Source organism: Helicobacter sp. T3_23-1059, from assembly GCF_053654515.1.
The window spans coordinates 1-25,715 of record NZ_JBSIUV010000024.1 but is presented as its reverse complement, the minus strand read 5'-3'; the positions used below and the strand labels follow the sequence as shown (position 1 = coordinate 25,715).

Sequence of the window (25,715 nt, the reverse complement as noted above, 5' to 3'; positions counted from 1 at the left end):
CCTAAAAAAGATAGTCATACACAAAAAGAACGCTGTAAGGTTTGTAAGTATAAAATCTATCGCCAAATGAGTTAATAGGGATTTTAGAGCTAATCTCTACTCTATGGTGCTTATCAATAATCCCAAAAATCCCCACACTTCCTAGAAAGATACCTTTGCCATCATCAGGGTTTGTATCACCGTTTGACTCATCATTTGTAGATATTTGCTTATCGTGCGTGCCATAGCCTATGCCAACTCCTCCTGCCCAGCCTATCTCTACTCGCTTAAAAGCATAGATTTTGCCTTGCGCATTTAGGTTTGCTAAAAATGTAGAGCTAGTGAGCGTCTCTAGCCCGATAGGACGCACGCCTAAAAAATAGTCCAAATACACGCGCAGCCCCAAAAATCGCCTTAATGCCAAAGGCATATATTCATACCCTGCGCGAAATCCCAAATGTAGCCACTCTTGCTTGCTTTGATTGATTTGTTTTGTATCTAAGCTGCTTGTGCTAGAATTTTTTGGAATTTTCATTTCTATCCCATAGCCCGCCCCCGCTCCTATGAAAATGGTGTGAGGGCTACCTCGTTTAATGTTAGAATTTAAGATGATTTCTTCTTGTGTGAGCGTAACTTTTAGTGATGGATTTATATCATTTTTGCTAGATTTTTTTGTCTTGCTTGATTTTGGATTTTTGTGGTTTGTTTTGGAGTTTGTAGATGGCTTTGCACCCGCGATACTTGCTAGGACAAATACCAAAACAAGATAAAATCTAACATATTTTTTCAAATCAAAATCCATAAAATCCACCATACAAAAAATCTTAACAAATTTTTAAAACTAACCAAATTTTTCAAATTCACAAAAAATCATTGCAAAAAAGCACAAAAACTACTCAATTCTCTGCGTTTTTGAGACGCGATAAAATCGCTTGATTTTATCATCGATAGGGGCTAAAATCCTATAAAAAACAGGCACGATAAGCAAACTTAACAGCATAGAAATGATAAGCCCACCTATCATACAAATGCCAATGGCAGATTTCATAGAGCTACCCTCTCCTGTGGCAAGTGCTAATGGTAGCATACCAAACACCATAGCAATAGTCGTCATAAGTATCGGGCGAAGTCGCAATTCCCCTGCTAGCAAAATCGCTTTTTCGACACTATGCCCTTCCTCGCGTTTTTCATTTGCCACTTCGATTAGCAAAGTGGCGTTTTTGCCTACCATTCCTATAAGCAATATAAGCCCTAGCAATGAAAACATGCTAAATGGTTGCCCTACAATCCCTAGCGCAAAAAACGCCCCCGAAAAACTTAGTGGCATTGTTACCATAATGATGATAGGCTCTAAAATGGATTCATAAAGGGCAGCCAAAATCAAATATATCAGCACAAACGCCGTAGCCACTGCTATGCCAAATGCTTCTTGTGTCTCGGCTAGATTTTCTGCTTCCCCGCTTAGAGAGTATGTCGCACCTTGTGCTAGCCATTCGCCTTTTGTGTCTTCGACAATATCTAGGATTTCACTTAGCGGGTATTTTTTGCCATTTGGCTTTGTGGCGGTATTTGCATAGAGCATTATGCTTCGCTGGCGATTATAGCGATTGATAGTAGTGGGGGTTTTGCCCTCTTCTATTTCTACCAAACCCTCCAAAAACATCATATCGCCGTTTTTATTTGGAATCTGTATGCGCTTCATATCATCTGCGCTTACGCGTTTTTCATCTGGCACACGCAAAGTGATTTTATACTCTTTGCCATTTTCTCTATAATACGCCACTTGTGTTTCGCCTGAAAAAGCCGTGCTAATAGCGCGTCCTATATCTTGCGCGCTTACGCCATATTCATTTGCATTTGCGCGAATCACTCTCAATCGATATTCAGGCTGCCAATCCGAGCTATTTTCGTGATAATCAACTAATTTGCCCTTTAGCCTCTCATCGTGCAATAAAAGATGTTTTAGCTTTGCAGCACTCTCATCGACTAATCGTTGCTCTGGTGCGTATATGGCAACTTGAAATGCGGAATTATCCCCGCCACCCATAAGCGGGACTTCTGCAGGAGTGATAGTAAGCCCGCTAGATTCTGGCAGGGAATCAAGCCTTTTGCCCATTTCACGCATCCATACAAATTGGTCGATTTTGCGCTCTTTGCGCTCTTTTAAGCGGACATAGATTTTAGATTTGTGAGTGTTTTGGGTTTTGCCATAGGCGACTTGTATGGTGGAGTATTCGACATTTGCGCTATCTCTCATTATTTCTTTTTGCAATGCTTCGGTTTTTGCGCGCATTTCATAGATACTTATCCCGGGATTTGTCTGCACCCAAAAATACACTTGACTTCTATCCTCTTTTAGCATAAATTCCATTCCTAGCTTGCCTGCCAAAAAGATAGAGCCTGCAAAAACCACAAACACGCCCAAAGAAACCAAAATCTTTTTTTGCATTACCATTTTTAGCGTGCGAGCATAAAACTCCTGCAATGCCACAAAATATGGCTCGGTATTGGTATAAAAAGCACCTTGTTTTGGATTTGCGATAAGAGAGCTAACCATAGGGATAACACTCATCACCACAATGTATGAAATCCCAATAGCAAGCGCAACAGTAATCCCAAAACTTTGGAAAAATTTGCCAATAATGCCAGACATATTTCCCACAGGGACAAATACTGATAAAAGCATAGCCGAAATGGCAAAAATCGCAAATGCGATTTCGCGCACGCCCTCATAGGCTGCCTCTCTTTTTTGTTTGCCCTCTTCTAGTTTTTTGTAGATATTTTCGATGACTACTATGGCGTCATCAATGATGATTCCAATAGATAGCGTGATAGCCATCATCGTAAGCATATTTAGCGAAAATCCCATAGCCTGCACCAATGCAAATGTCCCTAGCACCGATATAGGAAGCGAGATAGCAGACACAAGCGTAATGGTTAGATTTCGCAAAAATACAAACACCACAAGCACGGCTAAAATCCCACCCAAAATCAAATCAAACTCAATATCGTGGATAGATTCTTTGATAAAATCTGTGGTATCTAAAAAGGGGCGAATATTATATCCCGCGCTTACAGATTCTATGATGGGCAATGCTTTTTTGACGCCATCGGCTATGGCTATGTCATTTGAGCCTGCGATTTTTTGCACTTCCATTATCACGCCTGCTTCGCCATCAAACGCTGCGTGAGTGTTATACTCCTCTAGCCCATCTTCGATTACGGCTATGTCGCTTAGCAAGATATTATCATTTAGGCGGATATTGCCGACTTTTTCGACACTCGGGCTATTGCCATCGATAGTGATTGAGAATTGTTGCGTGGCGTTTATGATTTTACCGCCATCGATTTCGACATTTTCATTTCCTAGCTTTTGAGAGATTTGACTATAAGTAATGTCATATTTTGCCATCAGTGTAGGGTCTGGATATACGCGGATATGTCGCTCTCTATATCCGTTTAGTTGCACGCCACCTACGCCACTGATTTTTTGGAGCTGTGGTTTTATAATCGTATCTGCGTGCTTCATAAGCTCGGGCGCAGAATGCGTAGTCGAGCTAACAAAAAGCGATATGATTGCCTGTCCATTAGTATCGATTTTGTCAATAGATGGCTTTCGTATATCTGCGTCTGTGAAATACACTGAAGAGACTTTGTTTATGACATCATTTACCGCTTCGCTTATGGGTTTTTCTAGCTGAAACTGCACGATTACAAGGCTTGTATTTCTAGCACTTATGGAGGTTACATTTTTGATTCCATCGATTCCTAGCACTTGTTCTTCGACTTTGTCAGTTACCTTGCTTTCAATCGTGGTGGCAGAAGCACCGGGGTATACCGTAGAGATAAGCACGATAGGAAAATCTATATTAGGCCATAGCGCAACGGGGAGTTTTTTTAGTCCCAAAACTCCAAAAAACATAATCCCCAAACTAAACATAATCGTGCTAATGGGGCGATTTATGGCAAATTTATACATTACCGCTTCCTTTTTATGCTTGTTGTTTATGTGTTTGGCGTTTCATTTTGTGCCTTAGCCTTGCTTAGATTTTGGGCTTTTTTATTTGCGCACAAAATCTTAGACATTAAATTATCGTTGAATGCTACTATTTGGGGCATTTTTACTTGGTGGATTTTCATTTGTTTGGGTTAGATTTTGTTTTGGATTTTGCAAGTTTTGCGGGTTTTGGGGATTTTGGGGATTTTGCAAAATCTGTTGTTTTTCTTGTGGATTTTGGGAGTTTTGCATACTTGGTGAATTTTGAGTGTTGATTTTAGTTGTTTTGATAAATCCATCGCCAAAAAGTCCGGGCTTTAGGCTACTTGGTGCGCTAGCTTCTGCGGTAGCTTTGCGGGTAGATTTATCGATTGTGGGGTAGATTTTGTTGATAGTTACAGATTGTTTGCCACCTTTGTTTCCCGCTCCATCGATTGAGTATTCAAAGCTATCGCCCACTTTGATTTTGTCTAAATGTTTAGAATCAAACTGCAAGACTAGCTTTTTTTCCGCACTTACAAGGCGAAATAATGTCGTGGCTGTCCCACCTACTCCATCGCCTACTTCGATTTTTTTTTCGGCGATTACCCCATCAAAAGGGGCGCGCAAAACGGTTTTGTTATACATTGATTGATAGTATTGATAGTCTGCTTCTAGTTTTTTGAAGTTTGATTTTTGTTGGTCTAGGGTATTTTTATCCACTGCGTCCGCGCTTTTGGCGTATCGCTCCCATTGTGCTTTGGCAAAGAGGTATTGCTGTTTTATGGATTCTAGTTGGGCTGCTTTGTCTTTGTTATCTAGCATTAAAAGTTGCGCCCCTTTTTTTACCTCGCTATCCACATCGACAAAGATTTTTTCCACCACGCCACTTACATCTAGGGCTAAATTTGAATCTTTGATTGCCCTTACATTAAACACCGCATATATATCTTCTGCATAGATTTTGCCCCATAGACAAGACGCCACCATAAACAAACTCGCTAATAAAATCCTCATCATCACTCCTTTATATTATGCGACATTTTGCACTGCTTTTTGCGCGATATGTCGCACGCTATTTTGTAGCACACTAGGTTATTTGACATACTCCTCTATTTGCTGTCCGCTATAAAATATATAGTTTGCTTTTTGCAATTCGTAGTTGTTTAGGGCTTGATTGTAAGTGGATTCTGCGTCATACTTGGTGCTAAGCGAGCGAAGATAATCTGTGAAATTTACTAATTGTGAGTTATATCGCTTGCGCACATTTTCAAATGAGATATTTGCAGATTTTAGGCTAGCTTCTGATGAGCGGATTTGACTTTTGGCGATTTCTAATCGTTTGCGATACAACGCTTCATCTTTTTGCTTTTCAGCCTGCTTGTAGGCTAGCTCTTTTTGCTTTGAGAGTTTGTTTAGCTGGTAGCTTTGGCGTTGAAAACCTATGGAGATTTTGTCAAATAGCTGAAAAGTCGCGGTAAGCGAAATGGTATTTGCGTGCGTTGGAAATTGTCTTGCCATAAAATTGCCAAATTGTGGGTCTATTGTTGTTGCATAAGCTGGCTTTTCGATTCTATAAGTATAAGTATCTGCTAGTGTGATAGTAGGGTAGAAATGATATTGTCGTTTTTGAAATTCTAATGCTTTTGTTTGCTCAGCTAAAGCGATAATATCTTGTCTTTGCTCCTCGCTACTAAGTCTAGGTGTGGCAATATCTTGGCGAGATAGCCCATCAAAATCTAAGTTTGTAAGGTAGCGCAACATAAGTAGATTTTGCTCCACGCTTAGCTTCATATCTGCGATTTGATACTCTGTGAGGGATAGTTGAGAGCGCAAGGATTCTAAATCATCAATGGTGGATAGTCCCGCGCTATATAGCTTTTTTACCCTCATTTCATCTGAGCGCACTTCTTCATATTTGCGCTTTAGGGATAAAAGCTGGGATAGGTTATTAAAATAGCTATAATACTCTTGGATTACTTGCAAATAAATGCTTTGCTTTGCATATTCGGCATTTGCCACTGAAGAGCGATATGTCGCAGCCCTCTCTCTTATAAGGTTTATCGTGCTAAATCCGCTAAATAAATCAAGCGAAAATCTAGCGTTTAGATTTTGCGTGCGATAGTTGCCAAACTGCCCAAAATTCATCGCATTTGCATCAAGGCTTTTTAAATCAGCATAATTATGTTGCAAACTATAATCCACATCAAGTTTTGGAATAAAGCCTATTTTTGCTACGCGTGCGATTTGGCGATTGGATTCTACTTGGAGGAGCTGGGCTTGCAAAGAATCATTACTCTTTGCCGCTTCCAAAAGCTCGCTTAGACTTACTTGGTGTTTGGATTCTTTTAGCAGGGATTCTACTTCATCTTGTAGATTTTGAGAGGAATACTCATTTGCTAGTTGCTCTTCTTTAGCAGGCGAGCCAAACGCAGATTTTAGAGTGTTATCCGCATTTTTATCAAAATCTAAGCTAGAATCTAGCGAATTTGAAATGGGATTTTGGATTGGATTTGGAGTGGCACAAAGTGCGCTAATAAAAACGCTAAACAAACTTACAAACGCCACTCCCCTAAAACGCAAAAAAACATACATAGCAATTCTCCTAAAAAAACAATAAAACGATGCAAATATTGCAAATTATGGCAACAAATAGTCGCAGTATAGCACATTTTTGTTTAATCGAGTGCAAAATAGTTGTATATGCAACTATTTTGTATTTTGTATGTTTTGCATATAAAAAAGATTTTGCGTGGTAAATGTGCGTGATAAAAAGTTTGCGATACATATTTGTATGTGGATTTTGTAGATAGCTTTTGTAGTTTGAAGTTGCGTTTATGTCGCATTTATAAGAATAATCTAATGAAATGAAAGGTTTTTGAAATGTCGCAAGTTTGTTGCAAGTTTGTCATAAGTTTGTTGCGAGTTTTAAAAAATAAAACCTACCCAAACATAAAACAAGCAAAAATAAAATCTTAAAAAAGTAAATCCACCCCCTTATCCCTCCACAAAAAAAGGGGGTAAATCAACTAACTGCGTTTATAACAAATCAAAAATCCAAAATCAAAAACGCAATTTAAGGCAAAAAAAATCAAAAACGCGTGATTATTTCCCAAGATACACTTGTCTAGGACGCGTGATTCTAGCACCTGATTTGGTATGCTCGATTAGTTGAGCACACCAGCCCGGCATTCGCCCTAGCACAAAAATCGGTGTAAATAGATTTGTAGGGATTTTTAGCGCGGTTAAAATGATTCCACTATAAAAATCCACATTTGGATACAATCCGCGCTCTTTGAAATAATCATCACTTAGCGCGACTTCTTCTAATCTCTCGGCTATGTCGCTAAGTCTTGCGTCCATTTTTATGCCTTTTTTATCAAGCTCATTTTTTAGGCTTTTTATGGCTTTTGCGCGCGGGTCATAGCTTTTATACACGCGATGCCCAAAGCCCATTAGTCTAAATGGGTCATTTTTGTCTTTTGCTTTTGCGACAAATTTTTCCACATTTTTGACATCGCCGATTTGGGCAAGCTGGGTTAGCACCGCTTCATTTGCTCCGCCGTGTGCTGGTCCCCATAGCGCGTTTATCCCTGAAGCAATCGCAGCATAAGGATGCACGCCTGTTGAGGCGACATTGCGCACGGTAGTCGTGGAGGCGTTTTGCCCGTGGTCAGCGTGCAAAATCAAAATCTTATCCAAAGCCTCTATTTCAAGCGGGGTGGTTTCTATCTCGCCTTTTTTAGATTGCTTAAATCGCCCGTGTGGATACGCTCTAAGCATATATAAAAAATTTTCCACATAGCTTTTGCTAACATCTGGCTCGACAAATGGCGCACCCACAGAATTGAGATAGCAAAACGCTATCATTGTGGGGATTTTTGCCACCATACGATTTGCCATTGTTTGATAGTCATCTTCATCATCCATTTCTTTGTGGTCTTGATATAGCGTGGCTAGCACGGAGGCAAGCGCACAAAGTGTCGCCATAGGATGAGCAGAATCTGGAAATACGCTAAAGATTCCCTTTAATCGCTCGTGCAAAAAGCTCCTATGTCGCAACTCTAAGTCAAATTCTAGTGATTCATCTTTGCCTTTGGGTAGTTCGCCACTAATGAGTAATTTACAAATATCAGTGAATTTGTATTTTTCTACCAAATCCTGTATCGCCTGCCCGCGATAAAGTAATTCGCCATCTTTGCCATTTACATAGCTAATCGTTGAGGTGCAGCCCGCTGTGCTACCATAGCCCGGGTCATAAGCAAAAATCCCCGTAGTCTCAAAAAGTTTAGAGAAATTTACCGCTTTTGGTCCGCGAGTGCATTGAATTAGCTCAAAATCGTAACTTTGCTTGGTTTCGTTGTTGGTAAGAGTAATGTTGCCCATTTGACTTCCTTTTTATGTAGATTTAGAGAATCTCTCTCGTGGAAATTAGCATAACACGATTTTATTATCACAAGTAAATTTTTGTTTAACTTTTTGCAAAGTTTTATGCCAAATGTCCAAAATCGTAACTATTTAGCAAAATCTTAAATGACGCTTAGTGTAAAAATAAAGTTAAGATTTTGCTAAAATCTAGCCACAAACTCTTAATCACAAAATCCAAATCACAAAATCTAGCGACTTCGATTCTAAATAGATTCTAAGATTTTGCAAGATTTTTGAGCAAAAGTTTTTACACAAAGATTTATTCTAATGTTTGCAAAAAATTGCGAAAAAGCGCGTAATCTTGTTTTAATGATTTTCGCAATTCATTCCACTGCGGGCAATAAGTAGCCACAAGATTCCAAAATCTGTTTGAGTGATTTTTATGCACGATATGCGATAGCTCGTGGATTATCACATAATCGATTTGCGCTTTTTTAGCGCACACAAGTAGCAGTGAAAAGCTAAGCCGATTTTCCGTGCAACTCCCAAAGCGACTAACCGTATCTCTAATGATGATTTTTCCATACTCTAGCCCCATTTGCTCAGCCAACTCTCGCGTGCGAAAAGCGACATAAAAAAGTAATTGCTGTGTTAATAATTGCTTTATTGTCATTGTTTTTTTAGGCTTTTTTGGCGGGTTTGATGGATTTTCTAAAGTAGAATTTATCGAATATGGCGAGAGCCTATCCCTGCTAGCAAGCCCTTTGCAAATCGTATATATCCTCTCGCAAGTTTGCGCCCTTTGAAGTAGGGTTTCTTTGCTTATCCACTCGCCAAAAAGTAGGACTTCATCATTATGAGATTCTATGATTTGGCTTGAAGCGAGGATTTCTTTTTCGTAGTTTGCGCAAATTTTTGCTATCCATTTGTTGTGCTTTTGTAAAAATTCCATTATATCTTCGTGTTTTGCCTTTGCAGGGTGGCTTAGCATTATTTTGATTTTGTTTGATATATCGCGTGTTTTTGTTTTTTTTAGCAGTGAAATACCAAGCCTAAACCCTCGCCCCTTTGTTTTACTTTTTAGCAAGATTTTGCGCCCCTCAAATACCAAAAATTCCTCACTAGGAGCAAAATCAATCTCTCCTTTAGAATCCACGCTAAACAAATTGCGTTCATTCCAATTTAATAAAGTTATCGGTTTGTTATAAAGCATCGTTACCCTTTTTTGATATTGACTTAATTTTGATTTTTTTAGTTTTGATTTTTTTTGTTTTGGATTTTGCGTGGCAAATTTTAAGCAATAGATTTTTCATACTTTTGGTAAAATTATCAACTTCAAATCCCAACACTAAACAAACAACAAAACGCAATCCCACAAAATAAGGATATAAAATGAAAGTATTGCTACTAGAGGACATAAAAGGGCTTGGCAAAAAAGGCGAAGTGTGCGAAGTCAAAGACGGCTATGGACAAAATTTTTTAATCGCTAAAAACAAAGCAAAACAAGCCACCAACGAAGTCATAAACAAATACAAAGCCGAGCAAAAAAACCTAGCTGAAAAAAAAGCCTTAGAAACTGCCGAGCGAAAAGGGCTAGCAGATACGCTAAACGCCCTAAAAATCACGATTGAAAAAAAAGCAAATAATGGCGCGCTATTTGGCTCTATCACAAAAGAGGAAATCGCTACCCAGCTAGCAAAACAACACCGCATAGAAATAGACAAAAAACACATAGAAATCAAAAATCCAATCAAACAAATCGGGGATTTTGAAGTAGAAATAAAGCTAGGAGATGGCGTAAATGCAACGCTAAAACTCCAAGTGGTAGAATCTAAGTCATAGATTTTGATTCTACTTAGTTTGAAAAATTGCAACGCAAAAAAAACACAAAACTACAAAATCTAGGAGAAAAAATGTTTCACGCAACGACAATATTAGGCTATTTGGGGCAATACAATGGCAAAAAATGCGCCATCATCGGTGGCGATGGACAGGTAAGCTTTGGCAACTGCGTGCTAAAGGGCAATGCTACCAAAATCCGCACGCTTTATAATGGGCAGATTTTGAGCGGATTTGCAGGGAGCACCGCAGATGCGTTTAGTTTGTTTGATAGTTTTGAGCGGATTTTGGAGGGCAAAAAGGGGGATTTAATGCGCTCGGTGGTGGAGTTTGCAAAGCTATGGAGGAGTGATAAATATTTGCGCAAACTAGAAGCGATGATGATAGTGCTAAACACACAAAAAATCTTTATCCTAAGTGGCAGTGGCGATGTGCTAGAGCCAGAGGATAGCAAAATCGCAGCGATTGGCAGTGGTGGAAACTACGCTCTAAGTGCTGCACGCGCGCTTGATAGACACGCAAACATAGAGCCAAAAATCTTAGTCCAAGAATCCCTAAAAATCGCTAGTGAGATTTGCATATATACAAATGAAAATATCAAAATTTTGGAGCTAGAAAATGACAAATGAGAATCCACAAACAACGAATCTACAAAATCCACATTTGCAAATGACGCCTAAGCAAATCGTAGAGTTTTTAGACGAATACATAATCGGGCAAAATGAAGCTAAAAAAGCCATCGCAATCGCGCTTAGAAATCGCTACCGCCGTATGAATTTACCAAAAGAAGTGCAAGAGGAAATCACGCCTAAAAATATTTTGATGATAGGCTCAACAGGGGTTGGCAAAACCGAAATCGCAAGACGAATGGCAAAAATAATGCACCTGCCATTTGTCAAAGTAGAGGCTAGCAAATACACCGAAGTAGGCTTTGTAGGGAGAGATGTAGAATCTATGGTAAGGGATTTGGTAAATGCTAGTATCGCCCTAGTCCAAAAAGAATACCAAAGCAAAAATGAGCAAAAAATCCAAGATTATATCATCGATAAAATCACGCGCTCCTTGCTCCCGCCACTGCCAAATAGCGTAAGCGAGGATAAAAAGCGCGAGTATGAAACGAGCTTTGCAAAAATGCGACAAAAGGTGATAAAAGGCGAAAATGATCATCTAAAAATCGACATAGAAATATCCAAAAAAGGCGAGCTAAACGAGCTAGAAAACGCAATGCCCCCAGACATCATCAAAGTCCAAGAATCCATAATCAAAGTGCTTAGCAAAAGTGAGAGCGTCAAAAAAACACTTACCATAAAAGAAGCAAAACAAGCCCTAAAATCCGAAGCGCAAGAACACACGCTAGATATGGAAGAAATCAAACTTGAGGGTTTAAAAAGGGCAGAATCTAGCGGAGTGATTTTTATCGATGAGATTGACAAAATCGCCACTTCTAGCAAGGATTCTAGGGCTGATCCTAGCAAAGAGGGCGTGCAGCGCGACTTACTCCCCATAATCGAGGGTAGCAATGTCGCTACCAAATTTGGCAATATAAAAACAGATTATATTTTATTTGTAGCAGCGGGGGCATTTCATCTAAGCAAGCCAAGCGATTTAATCCCAGAGCTTCAGGGGAGATTCCCACTGCGCGTGGAGCTAGATTCGCTTAGTGAAGAAACAATGCTAAAGATTTTAACCCAGCCTAAAAACTCGCTTATCACGCAATATCAGCATTTACTTAGCGTAGAGGGGCTAGAGATTGAGTTTGAAGCGCAAGCCCTGCAGTCTTTAGCGCATTTTGCATATCTTGCAAACCAAAAAACAGAGGACATAGGAGCTAGGAGACTTCACACCGTGCTAGAGCGCGTGCTTGAAGATATTAGCTTTAGCGCAGATGAATACGCAAAAAAAAGCCCCAAAATCAAAATAGACAAATCCCTAATCGAGCAAAAACTCTCAAACCTCGTAGAAAACGCCGATATGTCGCGCTATATTTTGTAAATTTTTGTGGATAGATTTTGGCAAATTTTAGCAAGCAACTTAACACCAACATTGCGTGGCAAAATTATGCAAATATACTTTTGGCTATAATGGCGTTGGCTATAATTTGTGCAAAATAACAATTCAAGGAGCATACAATGACTTTGATTATAGAAAATGCAAATGCCGAGACTTTGAGAGTGATTGAGAGCTTAAAGGGGTTTAACAAAAAACTAAAAGTCCTAAAAAGTCCAAACATTGACACGCTTGAAGCAATTATTGAGAGTGAAAAAATCATAAAAGAAATAAAAAAAGGCAAAAGAAAACCCTATGATTCGTGGAAAGAGGCAAAAAAGGCGTTGTTAAATGTATAAAGTTGATTGGACAACTAAATTTAAAAAAGATTATAAAAAAATCAACAAACAAGGCAAGTCTGAAATTGTAGATAGCGTAATTGAAAAACTAGAGATGGGCGAAAAACTAGAATCTAAATTCCGCGACCACGCATTGCAAGGAATCTATAAAGGCTCAAGAGAATGCCACATAGAGCCAGATTTACTACTGATCTATAAAAAGAGTGATGATATTTTGGTGCTTACTTGCCTGCGTGTAGGCTCACATAGCGAATTATTCTAGGCTACACAAAATTTTACTCACAAGCCTTAATCATCAAAATCCAAAAGGACAAAAATGCAAACATATTTCCCACTTGATATTAGCGAAGAGGCACTCAAAGCACGCGTAGCAAAGGAGTTTTTTGCACCATTTGATTACGAGCCTTTTGGCAAAATCGATTTTTGCATAAGCTACCGATACGACACAGAATCTTTGCATTTTCTCTGGGCAGAAGCAAAAAAGGGCAAAAGCGATATTTACACCTCATTTGTCCAGCTGATTTTGACTATCGGCAAAGCAGATTTGTATGAGGATATGCTACCTCCCGCACTTTTAGGCGCGTTTGATTGTGAGAAAATCGCCTTTATCCAATACCACGAAATAATGAGCATTTTTAGCCAAAATGATTTTAATTGGAATGTAGCTCCAAGCGATTACACCACCAAAGAATTTAAGCAACTCCACGCCAAAATCAAAAGCCTACTAGAATCAAAAAGCCTTATTTTTGATTTTGGGCAAGACAGGGCAGAGCTAGAAAATTTCATCGCTACTAATTTCACGCTAAGCAACAAAAATCTCTCCAAAATCCCCATAACCAAAAACAACTTTATCGCTATTTACACCAAATGGCTAGCGTGCGTAAAACCTAGCATTAGCATTGATTGGGAGGCGGAGAAGCCAGAGATTTTAGATAGCGATTTTTATCTAGCTGATTTGCTAAGCTATGATAATACCACCAAAGCCATCTATGAAAATCTTAGAATCTTGCTTGATAAAGACCATTATCGTATCGCCTTAGAGAAGCTAAAAAGTGGCAGGCTAAATATTAGCGAAGTGTTTTTCAAAGATTCTCAAAAAGCGCATAGCAAGTTTTGGAATATCTATGAGCGACCGCCTAAAGAGGAGTTTTGGGATTATATCATTAAGCGGCGTGATTTGCTCGTGCCTCAAGACATACGCGAGCGCAAGGGAGCATTTTTCACGCCACAAATATGGGTGCAAAAAGCACAGGATTATCTAGCGTTAGCCTTAGGGGAGGATTGGCAGGAGGAGTATTATATTTGGGATTGTGCCGCAGGGACAGGCAATCTGCTTGCAAATCTAAGTGATAAATACAAAATTTACGCAAGCACGATAGATAAAGCCGACATAGACATAATGAAAGAGAGAATCCAAAATGGCGCAAATCTCTGCGAGGAGCATATTTTTGCTTTTGATTTTCTCAATGATGAGTTGTTTGACACGGTGGATAAAAATGGCAAAATCATCGCAGAATCCAAACTCCCAAAATCCCTGCAACATATCATCAAAAATACGCCACAAAAGCTAGTAGTGTTTATCAATCCGCCCTATAGCACAAGTGGCAATGCAAGAACGCAAAGAGGCACAGGTAGCCATAAAGCCGAAGTATCTAAAGATATGATAATAGCAAAAAAATATAAAAAATATCTTGGAGGGTTAAGCGATGAACTTTATGCGCAATTTTTTATAAGAATCTATGAGGAGATTCCAAACTGCATTTTGGGTAGTTTTTCTACACCAAAATATATCAATTCACACACTTCAAGCATATTTAGACAAAGATTTTTAGCTAAATTTTTAAAGGGGTTCATCGTGCCTGCTTGGACTTTTGATAATGTTGCGGGTAAATTTCCTATTGGATTTTGGGTGTGGAATCTAGCTGATAAAAGAGAGATTAAAAAAGTCAAAGTTGATATTTTTAATGAAAGCAACAAAAAAAATGGCAAAAAGATATTTTATGTAGGCAAGCAATATATTACGGCGTGGCTACAAAAATTTTACGACAAAGATAACGAGCAAATTGGTATTTTAATGGCAGATGCACCAGATTTTCAACATAATAATCACATAGCATTTCTAATAAGCAAAGGTAAAGCACATATGATTTACACGCAAGTTACAAAATATAATTTAATCCCATTTTGCGTGTATTTTGCCGTGCGACAAGCCATTAACCCATCGTGGCTAAATAACAAAGATAATTTTTTGCACCCCAATAAAAAATGGCAAAAAGACAAGCAATTTCAAAATGACTGCCTTGCTTTCACACTCTTTCACGGACAAAATCGAATTTCTTGTCATATTGAGCGAAGCGAAATATCTCAAAACAAAAACAATAGAGATACTTCGCTTGCTTCGCAAGCTCAGTATGACAACAATAGCGGATTTATAAACCACTTTATCCCATTTAGCGAAAAAGAAGTCAATGCAAAATCTAGCTTTACTTCGCATTTTTTACACGATTTTATCAATGGCAAATGCGCTTCGTCATTGCGAGCGAGTGAAACGAGCGTGGCAATCCACGACAAAGATTTACAAATAGATCGCCACGAAGTCGTGCCGACTTCTCGCAATGACGCCCCGCATTGTCATACTGAGGGCGAAGCCCGAAGTATCTCAAAGGACAATAAAGGGATTTTTCGTTACGCTCAAAATGACAATAGAGATATTTCGGTTTCTGCGAAACCTCAATATGACAAAAACATAGATTGCCACGCGGATTTTGACAAATCCGCTCGCAATGACAAAGAAGTATATTCACGCAATAACACATTATTTGAGTTAGAATCTACACAAGATTTTATCCCACAAAAGCCCCTAGATTTTAGCAAGGAAGCGCAAGCCGTATTTAACGCAGGGCGAGAGATTTGGAGATATTATCACGCAACTGCAAGTGATAAAAAATCTCCACAAAGTCTAGCAAACCCCTACGCGCCTTACAATCCAAATGCAAGCCTCTATGATATAAAAGAGTTTTTCAAAGGACGCAAAATAAGCGAAAAAGAGGGCGAAAATGGCAAAAACAAAAAAGGCAAGCTAAACGCCACAAGCAAAGATGAGTATTTTAACGCGCTTATGTCTAGCCTAAATGTAGCCCTTGCAAACCTCGCCCAAAAAATCGAACCAAAAATCTATGAATACGAATTTTTAGAGGAATAAACAATGCCTCAAAAAACGCAAAAAAACAACAATAAAACAAACCAAATAGCACAAAATCAAACAAACCAAAATCAAATCCAAATAACCAAAAATAAAACAAATGAAGTAACAAAAGCAGGATTTGTCGCACTTATCGGGCGACCAAATGCGGGAAAATCTAGCCTGCTAAACGCCCTAAGTGGCGAAAATCTAGCTCTAGTCTCACACAAAGCAAATGCCACTCGTAGCACTATGCACTTTATTATCCCACACACAACCAAGACAAAATCTACCAACGCAACTAACGCAAATGATTCTAGTCAAAGCAAAAAAAGCACGCATTGTCAAATCATTTTTATCGATACACCGGGTATTCACAAGCGTGAAAAATTGCTAAATCAGTTTATGCTACAATCCACCATAAAAGCGATAGAGGATTGTGATATTTGCGTCTTTATGTGCGCTTTTGGCGATGATTTGAAGCATTATGAGGAGTTTTTGGCAAGCTATGACAAAAAACATATTGTGGTTATTAGCAAGATTGATTGTGCAAATAATGACAAACTAGCAAAATATATTTCTCTTTTTTCGCGCTTTAGCGATAGATTTTACGCCCTTGTGCCACTAAGCGTAAAAAAGCGTGTAAATTTAGAAATATTATTAGAATCTATTTGTGAGATTTTGCCTTATTCGCCAGCACTTTATGATGATGAATTTCTCACCACTCACACAAGCAGACAAATCGCAAAAGAAGCGATACGAGAAGCGGTTTTTAACCTTTGTAGCGATGAAATCCCTTACCAAAGCGATGTTGAGATTTTATCATTTGCACAGCCAGATGCAAAATCTAGCACCACGCATATCGCCGCTCGCATACTTGTAGAAAAGCAAAGTCAAAAGCTAATCGTAGTTGGCAAAAACGGCAATGCAATCAAGCGCATAAGCATTTGCGCAAGACAAAAAATCGAGCAAATCCTAGCCCAAAAAGTATTTTTGCGCCTTAGCGTAGTAGTCCGCAAAGAGTGGGCAAAAAGCAAAAAAGATTTACAAAGATTAGGTTATAATTTTGACTTGTGATTGCGCAAAACTTAAGACTTAATACGAAGTTTTAGATGATTTGCTACGCGCTAAACCTAAAATCCACAAAAAAACAAAATCGGCAAGACAAAGGACAAAAATGCCCACAAAAAAAACAAGTTATAAATCCACAAAATCTTATGTAATCAAATCTACAAACCCCATAAATATCGCAAACACGACAAAATCCCACCTTGCAAAATCTACAATCTTTTTTCACACTTTTTTTGATTTTATCCCGCATACTTTTTTGGCTAGATTTTTGTGCTTTTGCGTTGCTTTTTTTGCGTTTGATTTTGCACTAGCAATCGACAAAGACACAACCAAACTTATCCAAACATACCGCACGCAAGGCGTAGAAAAAACCGCACTTTTGCTAGAGCAATATTTGCAAAGAAAAGATTTTTGGGCGTCTGTGTTGCAGGATAAAGACACGGATTTTGGGTATTTTGAAGGCTATGAATATTTATTTGTTTCAGATAAATCCGCTCCAAATCTTGCCCTATACAAAATCACAAATGGCAATCTAAGACTTATCAAACAACTCCCAGCACTTGTAGGCAAAGGCAAGGGGGATAAACGCGTGCAGGGGGATTTGACGACACCCATTGGCGCGTATGATTTTACAGGCAAGCTCACAGGACTTCCGCCCTACTATGGTCCCTTAGCCTATGCCACAGACTATCCAAACAACTACGACAAATCCCTAAAGCGCACAGGTGGCGGGATATGGATACACGGACTACCACTTGATGGCAATAGAGAGGAGCTAAATACGCGTGGTTGCATTGCGATTGATAATGCTGTGCTAAGCGATTTTGGCAAAATGGTGGATTATAAAAAAGCCGTGCTTATCACTTATGAAAGCGATTTGACAAAACCTAGCAAAGATGATTTGGCAAATATTTTATCCTCACTTTATCAGTGGCGCGAAGCGTGGAAAAAAAACAATCTAAATGCCTATCTTGCATTTTATCACAAAGATTTTATGAGAATCGATGGAAGCAAGCTAAACGCATTTAAAGCACAAAAAAAGCAAGTCTTTGCCAAAGCCGAGCAAAAAGACATAATCCTTAGCAATATCTCTGTCGTCCCATACCCAAATGACGAAAAGCGCGTAATGTTTCGCGTGAGTTTTCAGCAAGACTACAAAGCCTATAAAAATGGCAAAATCAGCTACGCTTCAAATCACTATAAAATCCTCTATGTAGCCTATGAAAATGGCAAAATGCAAATCCTAACCGAACGATAAAAAGCAATATCTAGCGACACAAAATCCGCCACTTAAAGAAACGCAAATGCAAACAAAATCTATGCAAAATCCACAAATGCAAAATGTGGCACAAAATACTTGCCAAAACTTAATAGATTCTAGCGTCTTAATGGATTTTGCAAAATCTATAAAATCTTGCTTTAATCTTGCCATATTTTTTGCAAAATCGATTTTTTGTGATTTTATAAAGTTTGACAACTTTGCGACATTTAAAAAAAACACAAAATCACAAAATATTTCACACCCAAAATCACACTTAAAACCACGCATTTTTATCCTGCTTTTTTTTAGCATTTTCGCACTTATGCCAAGCCTAATCAACGCCGCACCCACCACCATTCCCACCGTAAATCTATCTCTAAGCGCACCAGATAGTCCTGCACAGCTTGTTACCTCGCTAAATGTTGTAGTTGTCCTAACGCTACTGATTTTAGCCCCCTCACTTATACTTGTGATGACAAGTTTTATGAGGCTTGCGATTGTGTTTTCTTTTCTCCGCACCGCGCTAGGCACACAGCAGTCCCCGCCCACACAGATTTTAATCTCCCTTGCCCTAGTTCTTACATTTTTCATAATGGAGCCTGTGGGCAAAGAAGCGTGGGAAAAGGGCGTAAAGCCATATATCGATGAGAAAATCAGCTATGATGTCGCTTTTGAGCGCGCTAGCGAGCCATTCAAAAACTTTATGCTAAAAAACACACGCGAAAAAGATTTAGCCCTGTTTTATCGTATCCGTTCCTTGCCAAACCCCAAAACCACCGCTGATGTCCCGCTAAGCATTGCGATTCCTGCGTTTATGATTAGCGAGCTAAAGACAGCGTTTATGATAGGATTTTTGCTGTATTTGCCATTTTTAGTCATCGATATGGTGGTAAGCTCTATCCTTATGGCGATGGGTATGATGATGGTGCCTCCTGTGATGATTTCACTGCCTTTTAAGATTTTAGTTTTTGTGCTTGTCGATGGGTTTAATCTACTCATAGGCTCGCTTGTGCAAGGATTTAAGTAGCTTTTTTTGCAAAAGCCTGTTTTGTATCGTTTTTTAAGACTAGATTTTATAATGCTTAAAAACAAAATCTTATAAAAAAATATGCAATCCCAACAAACATACAATAAGCATTTTTTTTGCAACACATAAAAAAGGATAAAAATGGATTTTGACATAAGTATGAGCACGCTCATCTTGCTCGCGTTAGTCGCGCTTGTAGCGGGGTTTGTGGATAGTATCGCGGGTGGCGGGGGAATGATAACAATCCCCGCGCTATATATGGCGGGAATCCCGCCGCACGAAGCACTAGGGACAAACAAATTTCAGGCGGTTTTTGGGAGTTTTAGCGCGGCATTGCATTTTTATAAAAAGGGGCATTTAGATGTGAAAAAATGCGCGTTATTCGCGCTTTTTGCCTTTGTATTTTCGCTGTGTGGGACATTGCTTTTGCAGGTGGTGAGCGCGGATTTTTTGCGTAAAATCATTCCGTTTTTGCTCCTCTTTTTCGCGCTTTATTTTCTCTTTTCGCCCAAAATCAAGCAAGAATCGCACAAAGATTCTATAAATGCGCGTGTTGGCAAAATCGCTCTAGCCTTTATCATCGGTGGCATAGGCTTTTATGATGGGTTTTTTGGTCCGGGCACAGGCTCGTTTCTTATGCTCGCTCTAATCTCGTTAGGAGGCTTTGGGATAAAAGACGCGCTCGCGCAAGCAAAGTTGTATAATTTCGCTACCAATCTCGCTTCCGTGCTTGTATTTTTGGCATTTGGGCATATTTTGTTTGCGGTGGGCGTGGCTATGGCTGTGGGGCAGTTTGTGGGTGCAAATATCGGCGCGAAGCTCGCCCTGCGTTATGGAATTAGCATTATCAAGCCATTAGTAGTCATCGTGTGTGTGGCAATGTGCGTGAAATTGCTCTTTTTTGAGTAGATTTAAGTAGATTTTGCCACTACAAAACATTATAAAACCTACTAAAATCTTATGCAAAATCTAAAAAAAAAAAAACAACAACATTCCAAACCCGCAAATGCCACTTTTTTTCATTGCAAGAAACTGCTACTTTTTGCAAAAATCATAAAATCGTGAGAATCTTTTTTGTCATTATGAGTATTGAATTTTAATGCGATGCGTGGCGGACTTTTTTTTCACAAAAATTGCAAAAACGAGAATTTAGCTAATTTAATAAAATGGATTGCAATGAATCTGCTTTGCTACGCTTTGCAGATTCTCGCAATGACGCAGTTTTTTGTCATATTGAGTGCGTAAGTGCGAAATATCTCAAACGCGCAACAAAATAGCGATATTTTGCTTCACACTACGCACTACGCTAAATCTTACAAATAAAGAATAGATTGCCACGCGGATTTTAGCAAATCCGCTCGCAATGACAATACCCACGCCCTTAGCTCCCTCCGCAAGGGGAGATGGAGGGAGGGATTTTGTATCCATTGTGAGCGCAATTTATTGCAAGTGGTAATTTATTTGAGTGGCAATTTATCATTTTGAGATGCTTTACTTATGGCTAAGTATGACAATATTGCTTAAAAATCATAAGTCAAGCTAAGATAATAGCGTCTGCCCTCGCGGATATAGTTGTAGTTATTGCCCCAAGACATTGTGCCATTTGCGTTTGATTGATATTGCTCATAATCCACAAAGTTGCGATTAAGCAAGTTATACACAGCAAAGGTTAGGCGCATATTTTTGGTAATATTGCCATAGACGCCCAAATGCGTTAGCAAAATCGGCTTGTAATATTCGCCAAGTGTGGCTGCTGCGGTGTTTGGCGTGTTTGGATTCCCGCGATAGAGATGTGTTTTTACCTCTTGTCGTATGTATGCGCCAAAGTAGCGTGTGTCATAGTTTATGCTCGCATTGACAGAGTGAAGCGGGACATTAGTAAGTCTTTGGTCTGTGCTACCTGTCGCGCCTTGTGCGGTGCGAGAGATATAAGTGTGGTTGTATGTATATGCGGCATCCGCACTGATTTCGCCGTAGCCTACGCCGATAGGTTTTAGCCCTAGTGCGACTTCTGCGCCATAAGATTTTGCCTCACCAAGATTTGTATAGTATGAGCAAGTGCCTCCGCCTGTGGTGTTGCAAGTATAGCCCGTGTTTCCTACTGCTGTGCCATTTGCAAATCCTCCCACGCTTGTGATTCTGTCTTTAAAGTCTGTCCAAAATCCCGTAACGCTTAAACTAAAATAATCATTATCGCTCAATGCGCTTAACTCATAAGTTACGCTTGTTTGGGGCGTTAGATTTGGGTTGCCATAAGTTGGATTTTGTCCGCTTGCGCTAAATGATACGATTCCATTTACTAAATTATTTAGTGCAGGGGTTTTATATCCTGTTGATACACCGCCTTTTAGCGTTAGCCATTTGTTAATAGCATTGTATGCGATATATGCACGCGGAGAGAAGTTTGCTCCAAACAAAGAATTAAAATTCCCACGCCCTCCAAGTGTCAAAAACACTCTATCAAAAAGCATAAACTCGCCCTCCGCATACACCGCACCGATATGTTGCTCTTTGAGTGAGCTCGCACCTTGTGCGACTACTTGAAGCAACTTATCATTAAAAGTGTTATACCAATATCTACCACCCACACTTAGATTTAGTCCACCCCACGAGCCAAAGCTAAAAAGCATTCTATCTTTGTGGTCAATGATAATATCTTGGGCGATTAAATCTCTATCATCGCCTGCCCATACACCATTAAACGAATTTGTGCCTAATGTGCCATTTGGGATATTTGTATTGCTTGGGACATTTCGTCCGTCATTTGACATTCTATTGTATTGCAAAGAATTATCTACTTTTAGCGAAGTAAAGACAGAATTTGGACGATACACATAGCTACCACTGTGCGACAAAATTGCATTTGTGCGGAAAATATTATAATTTGTGTCATAGCCATTGTTTGCTCTTAGACTATTAGATGAATTTCCCGGACGCCAATTTTGACTCCAATTTGAGAGGAGCAAGCCATCGCTGTTATCAAAAAGTTGCGCGCCATAATTCAAATCCAAATATACAGAATCTCGAGAGTCATTACCAACTTGGGCGAGTGAATTCCACTGCAAGCGTCCGCCGATATTATACATTTGTCCGGGTGCTATGCCTACAAGCGTGCTAGCTTGCGCTGTATTTGCACTTAAATGTGGCAGGACTAAGTTTTTTAGCGGGACACCAAAACGCGCATATTGACTCCCGCGCAGAGTGAGCCCCCAATTTTTTGCTTCATTTAGCGGTCCTGCGGTATAGAAGCTAAAGCCTTGCTGGTGTCCAAACCGCTTTTCTTCTTGCAAGGTGGTGTTAAGCTGGAGGCTTGCACCCCACTTCTCAAAATTCTTTTTGGTGATGATATTTACCACACCGCCCATAGCATCGCTACCATAGAGTGTGGAGGCAGGACCACGGATTACTTCGATACGCTCAATGGCACTCATCGGCGGGATAAAGTAATTTACCGCACCACCAAAGCCATTGGGGAAAAGCTCGCTTCCACCTGTATTTACGCGATTACCATCGATGAGAGTAAGCACATCGGTTGAGCCACGAATAGAGATATTATACCCGCTCGTTTTTGACACGCCACTATCGATGCTGACACCGGGCACATATTGTATCGCTTCGCCCAAATCCCGCACAGGACGGCTCATCACTTCTTTTGGACTTACTGTGCTGATACTTGCAGGGGCAAGCGTGTAGTCTTGCTCAAAACCACTAGCACTTACGACAACTTTTTCTAGCTGTCTCGCTTCTAAGTTGTCATATTTTTTGTCGTGTTTTAGTTTGTTGTATCTTTGTGTAGAATCGGTGGATTTTGACTCGATGGGATTTGCAAAATCCGTATTGTTTGCAGAATCTAATGATTGAGAATCCACATTATCATATTGAGCAAAGCGAAGTATCTTATTTTGTGCTTTTGTGCTATTTGTAGATTCTTTAGAATCTACAATGCTTGAAATAATGATATTTCGTGAGTTACTCTCTCTCTCTCTCTCTCGTTATCCGCGAAAGTGAGCGAGCTAGCTAGGCTAAGCCCCAACGCACAAGTTGCCATAAACTTACTAGGATTTTTACCAAAACTAGATTCTGTTTTAGAATCTAGTGCATTAAATGCGATATGTGAAAGATTCATAAATGCTCCTTTTAGATTTTGATAGTTTGTCTTAAAAATAAAACAAACGCAGGGCATTATAATCATTTAAAATAAAACTGCGCTTAATTCTTAAAATCTCTCAAAATGAAGTTTATAATGAGAAAGATTCGTTTTTTTGGTAGTTGTGGGGAGATAAAATTTTGAATGTGTATATGCCACTTTTAGTAGATTTTAGGATTTTGATTTGCCTAGAAGTGCGCTATTTAGGCAAGATCGCAATATAAGTAAATGAAAATTTATGTTTGTGAAGCAAAAGTTAAAAAAAAGTAAAAGATTTTGCTAAATCTGTTTAAAAGTGATGACATAAGAGCGACATTACAAGCAAAATCCATATTTTGCACGCAAATATGCTCGCAAGCACGGTTTTGTCATATATTTTGTATCATACAAAAATCCTAAATGTAAAAATAATCGCTCCTAGCAAATCTAGCGCGTATAAAATCTTGCAAAATTTTATGTAGCGCAGCATTTTTGCTTCACTTGTTTTAGCAAGTTTTAGTTTTTTTAGTCGCACGATTTCGCCTGCAAATACAAACACCATAAAGCAACACATAGCCCACACTCGCGCACTCATAGCCCACTGCACACTTGCCAAAATAAACACCCCCGTAAAGCTACCAATGCTTACAAGCAAAAAAATGATAGGCATTACAAACCAGATTTTTGTGATGACTTTTTGGTAGGTTTTGTAAGTGAAAAGTGTGTAGAGATTGATAAGAAATGGGATAGGAAAAAATCCCATAAAAAAGGCGTGAAAAAACACCATATCATTAAATGCTTTTATCACCATTTGTGTTTCATTTGTCATTTTGTTCCTTTTGGTGCGGTTTTGTGCAAAACCCAAATTTTAGCAAGTTTATGCTTAATATAGGGCAAAGCCACGCAAAATCAAATGCAACAAACAAGCAAAATCACAAAAGCAAAATTAAAAACTAAATCAAATCCCCCTCCAAATAAACATTTCTAAAAACAGATAAAATCCTCCCTAAAAAACAAAAACTAAGCCATCCCAAATCTAATCAAACCAAATGCAAGTCAAACGCTTAGAATCTATATTTTATCCCTAGATTGCCTATTGCAAAAGTTTCGTTTTTGTTTTGGATTTTGCCTAAAATGATTTGTTTTACTCCCGCGCTTATGGTGATTGCTAGCCCTTTATACACGCTAATATCAGCACCTATGATTCCTTGAAAATACATTTTTAGCGTATTATTGTTTTTTATGGTAAAAGTCGTAGTAGAGCCTACAAACGCGCCTACAAAATCATTTCCAGCCGAGACAAAATACTGCTCAAATTTGGGCGTGAAATAAAAGAAACTATCTTTGCTCCAATATACGCGCAAATCCGTGCCCAAATCCAAACTCATATTTAGACTATTTATCGCATTTACTGATTGTGCTAAATCGCCTTTTTCATCGTATTTTGGCGTGTGATTATAGTAGAGATTTAGTCCAACAAGTGGTTTTATATACAAGATTTTATGTGGTTTAAATACATATCCATAGCTTGCGTTTAGCCCCATAAACGCCCTTGTGAAATCTGCATCATTTTGTAATGAGGTTACATAGCGATTTTGCTGTGTAATCCCTGCTTGTATAAAGCCTTTTATATCCACTTCATTTGCACCAAATACGAGACGAGAATACGCACCTGCTTGCAAATTATGGCTTATTTGCGTTATGCTTGTATCTTTTAGCGTGGCATAGGCATAGCTTAAATATCCACCTACAAAATGCGCTCCTATCGCCCTATCATAGCCAGCGTTAAATCCATAGATTCCGCCTACATTTTTCCCTATGATATTTGCCCCACCAAAGATATTTGCCCAAAAATTATTTAGCAAATCGCTTTTTTTTACCACAAAGCTAGGCGTATCGCTTTTTGCCTCATCTTGCGCGATTGTCGCGCTAAGATTGGTTTGATTTTGTGCAAATCGCAGGCTAGAAAATGGATTTGAAAATCTAGCCATTCTGCCCAAAGTCGCTATTTCAGTTTGCATATTTTGGGCATTTGTCGCGCTATTTTGAGTGCTATTTTGCGTAGTTTGATTTGCAGAATCGATTGTTTCTTGTATCGCACCTTGCGCGTTATTAAAAAACAAATCGCTCCCTATAATCCCACCTGCAGAATCTTTTATATCTTGATTTGTAGAATGTAGCGCAGATAGGATTATATCGCCTGCTTGGTTATTATACTGCTTATTGTAGTCTTGGGCGATTTGCTCATCGGTTTGATTTTGGATTGTCGTTTTTAGAGATTCTAAGTGTGTTTGTAATTCTTGAAGTTTAGTTTGTTCTGCTTTTGAAAACCTAGAATCACTTGAAGATGTTTGTATCACGCCTATATCCATATCAAGCGTGGCGATTTTTAGCTCTTTTAGCGTTTTGTTGCCCGCGATTTTTTTAGCATATAGATTATTTCCTTCTTGCGTTAGTTTTGTCTCAAATACGATATCTTTCACGCCATCGCCTTCACCCAAAGGTGCGCCTCTCTCCGTGCTATTTTCATCTAAAAATGTAA

Annotated in this window: 20 protein-coding genes and 1 pseudogene; 10 read left to right on the top strand and 11 right to left on the bottom strand. The window is 39.1% G+C overall.

Annotated features, from left to right (window positions below; translation table 11 throughout):
* Nucleotide 1: 1 nt before the first annotated feature.
* The 6 genes and pseudogenes from ACWIX0_RS07975 to ACWIX0_RS07950 all read right to left on the bottom strand — a co-directional run bounded on the left by ACWIX0_RS07975 (nucleotide 2) and on the right by ACWIX0_RS07950 (nucleotide 9,536).
* On the bottom strand, nucleotides 2-781 hold the full coding sequence (locus ACWIX0_RS07975) for a hypothetical protein (protein WP_454173449.1): 780 nt from the start codon (nucleotides 779-781) through the stop codon (nucleotides 2-4).
* Nucleotides 782-871: 90 nt separating this feature from the next.
* Nucleotides 872-3,958 carry an efflux RND transporter permease subunit gene (locus ACWIX0_RS07970; protein ID WP_454173447.1) on the bottom strand — a complete coding sequence of 1,029 codons (3,087 nt, stop codon included), beginning with the start codon at nucleotides 3,956-3,958 and terminating at the stop codon, nucleotides 872-874.
* A 297-nt stretch (nucleotides 3,959-4,255) separates the two neighbouring features.
* A pseudogene (locus ACWIX0_RS07965) lies at nucleotides 4,256-4,975 on the bottom strand (efflux RND transporter periplasmic adaptor subunit); the annotation flags it as partial.
* 75 nt (nucleotides 4,976-5,050) lie between these two features.
* Entirely contained in the window at nucleotides 5,051-6,550 is a 1,500-nt protein-coding gene (locus ACWIX0_RS07960; RefSeq protein WP_454173445.1) for a TolC family protein, read from the bottom strand.
* Nucleotides 6,551-7,060: 510 nt separating this feature from the next.
* Complete coding sequence (locus ACWIX0_RS07955) at nucleotides 7,061-8,341, bottom strand: citrate synthase (protein WP_454173443.1); 1,281 nt, start codon at nucleotides 8,339-8,341, stop codon at nucleotides 7,061-7,063.
* A 301-nt stretch (nucleotides 8,342-8,642) separates the two neighbouring features.
* Nucleotides 8,643-9,536, bottom strand: a complete 894-nt coding sequence (locus ACWIX0_RS07950; protein ID WP_454173441.1) for a M48 family metallopeptidase — start codon at nucleotides 9,534-9,536, stop codon at nucleotides 8,643-8,645.
* Between the two features lie 179 nt (nucleotides 9,537-9,715).
* On the opposite strand from ACWIX0_RS07950, the gene rplI reads away from it, so the two are divergent.
* From rplI to ACWIX0_RS07900, 10 genes are all read left to right on the top strand, one after another.
* Nucleotides 9,716-10,165, top strand: coding sequence for a 50S ribosomal protein L9 (gene rplI, locus ACWIX0_RS07945; RefSeq protein WP_454173440.1), 450 nt, complete (start codon nucleotides 9,716-9,718; stop codon nucleotides 10,163-10,165).
* Between the two features lie 71 nt (nucleotides 10,166-10,236).
* Nucleotides 10,237-10,791: an ATP-dependent protease subunit HslV gene (gene hslV / locus ACWIX0_RS07940; protein ID WP_454173438.1), complete on the top strand. Its 555-nt coding sequence runs from the start codon at nucleotides 10,237-10,239 to the stop codon at nucleotides 10,789-10,791.
* A gap of 40 nt (nucleotides 10,792-10,831) precedes the next feature.
* Entirely contained in the window at nucleotides 10,832-12,154 is a 1,323-nt protein-coding gene (gene hslU / locus ACWIX0_RS07935; RefSeq protein WP_454173476.1) for an HslU--HslV peptidase ATPase subunit, read from the top strand.
* Between the two features lie 137 nt (nucleotides 12,155-12,291).
* Nucleotides 12,292-12,507, top strand: coding sequence for a hypothetical protein (locus ACWIX0_RS07930; protein WP_454173436.1), 216 nt, complete (start codon nucleotides 12,292-12,294; stop codon nucleotides 12,505-12,507).
* On the top strand, nucleotides 12,500-12,769 hold the full coding sequence (locus tag ACWIX0_RS07925; RefSeq protein WP_454173434.1) for a type II toxin-antitoxin system YafQ family toxin: 270 nt from the start codon (nucleotides 12,500-12,502) through the stop codon (nucleotides 12,767-12,769). The genes ACWIX0_RS07930 and ACWIX0_RS07925 overlap by 8 nt, the downstream gene beginning before the upstream one ends.
* A gap of 54 nt (nucleotides 12,770-12,823) precedes the next feature.
* Nucleotides 12,824-15,709, top strand: coding sequence for a hypothetical protein (locus tag ACWIX0_RS07920; RefSeq protein ID WP_454173433.1), 2,886 nt, complete (start codon nucleotides 12,824-12,826; stop codon nucleotides 15,707-15,709).
* Between the two features lie 3 nt (nucleotides 15,710-15,712).
* Nucleotides 15,713-16,765 carry a GTPase Era gene (era, locus tag ACWIX0_RS07915; RefSeq protein ID WP_454173431.1) on the top strand — a complete coding sequence of 351 codons (1,053 nt, stop codon included), beginning with the start codon at nucleotides 15,713-15,715 and terminating at the stop codon, nucleotides 16,763-16,765.
* Nucleotides 16,766-16,865: 100 nt separating this feature from the next.
* Nucleotides 16,866-18,017, top strand: coding sequence for a L,D-transpeptidase family protein (locus ACWIX0_RS07910; RefSeq protein ID WP_454173429.1), 1,152 nt, complete (start codon nucleotides 16,866-16,868; stop codon nucleotides 18,015-18,017).
* Nucleotides 18,018-18,342: 325 nt separating this feature from the next.
* The gene (gene fliP, locus ACWIX0_RS07905; RefSeq protein ID WP_454173474.1) at nucleotides 18,343-19,047 is read left to right on the top strand and encodes a flagellar type III secretion system pore protein FliP; all 705 of its coding nucleotides are present in this window, start codon (nucleotides 18,343-18,345) and stop codon (nucleotides 19,045-19,047) included.
* Nucleotides 19,048-19,188: 141 nt separating this feature from the next.
* Nucleotides 19,189-19,956 carry a TSUP family transporter gene (locus ACWIX0_RS07900; RefSeq protein WP_454173427.1) on the top strand — a complete coding sequence of 256 codons (768 nt, stop codon included), beginning with the start codon at nucleotides 19,189-19,191 and terminating at the stop codon, nucleotides 19,954-19,956.
* Between the two features lie 348 nt (nucleotides 19,957-20,304).
* On the opposite strand, the gene ACWIX0_RS07895 is transcribed toward ACWIX0_RS07900, so the two are convergent.
* From ACWIX0_RS07895 to ACWIX0_RS07875, 5 genes are all read right to left on the bottom strand, one after another.
* Nucleotides 20,305-20,475: a hypothetical protein gene (locus ACWIX0_RS07895; RefSeq protein ID WP_454173425.1), complete on the bottom strand. Its 171-nt coding sequence runs from the start codon at nucleotides 20,473-20,475 to the stop codon at nucleotides 20,305-20,307.
* A gap of 92 nt (nucleotides 20,476-20,567) precedes the next feature.
* Entirely contained in the window at nucleotides 20,568-22,916 is a 2,349-nt protein-coding gene (locus ACWIX0_RS07890; protein WP_454173423.1) for a TonB-dependent receptor domain-containing protein, read from the bottom strand.
* A 68-nt stretch (nucleotides 22,917-22,984) separates the two neighbouring features.
* On the bottom strand, nucleotides 22,985-23,173 hold the full coding sequence (locus ACWIX0_RS07885; protein WP_454173421.1) for a hypothetical protein: 189 nt from the start codon (nucleotides 23,171-23,173) through the stop codon (nucleotides 22,985-22,987).
* A 403-nt stretch (nucleotides 23,174-23,576) separates the two neighbouring features.
* On the bottom strand, nucleotides 23,577-24,002 hold the full coding sequence (locus tag ACWIX0_RS07880) for a hypothetical protein (protein ID WP_454173419.1): 426 nt from the start codon (nucleotides 24,000-24,002) through the stop codon (nucleotides 23,577-23,579).
* Nucleotides 24,003-24,237: 235 nt separating this feature from the next.
* The coding region (locus ACWIX0_RS07875) for an autotransporter outer membrane beta-barrel domain-containing protein (RefSeq protein WP_454173418.1) at nucleotides 24,238-25,715 on the bottom strand (1,478 nt) is incomplete at its 5' end.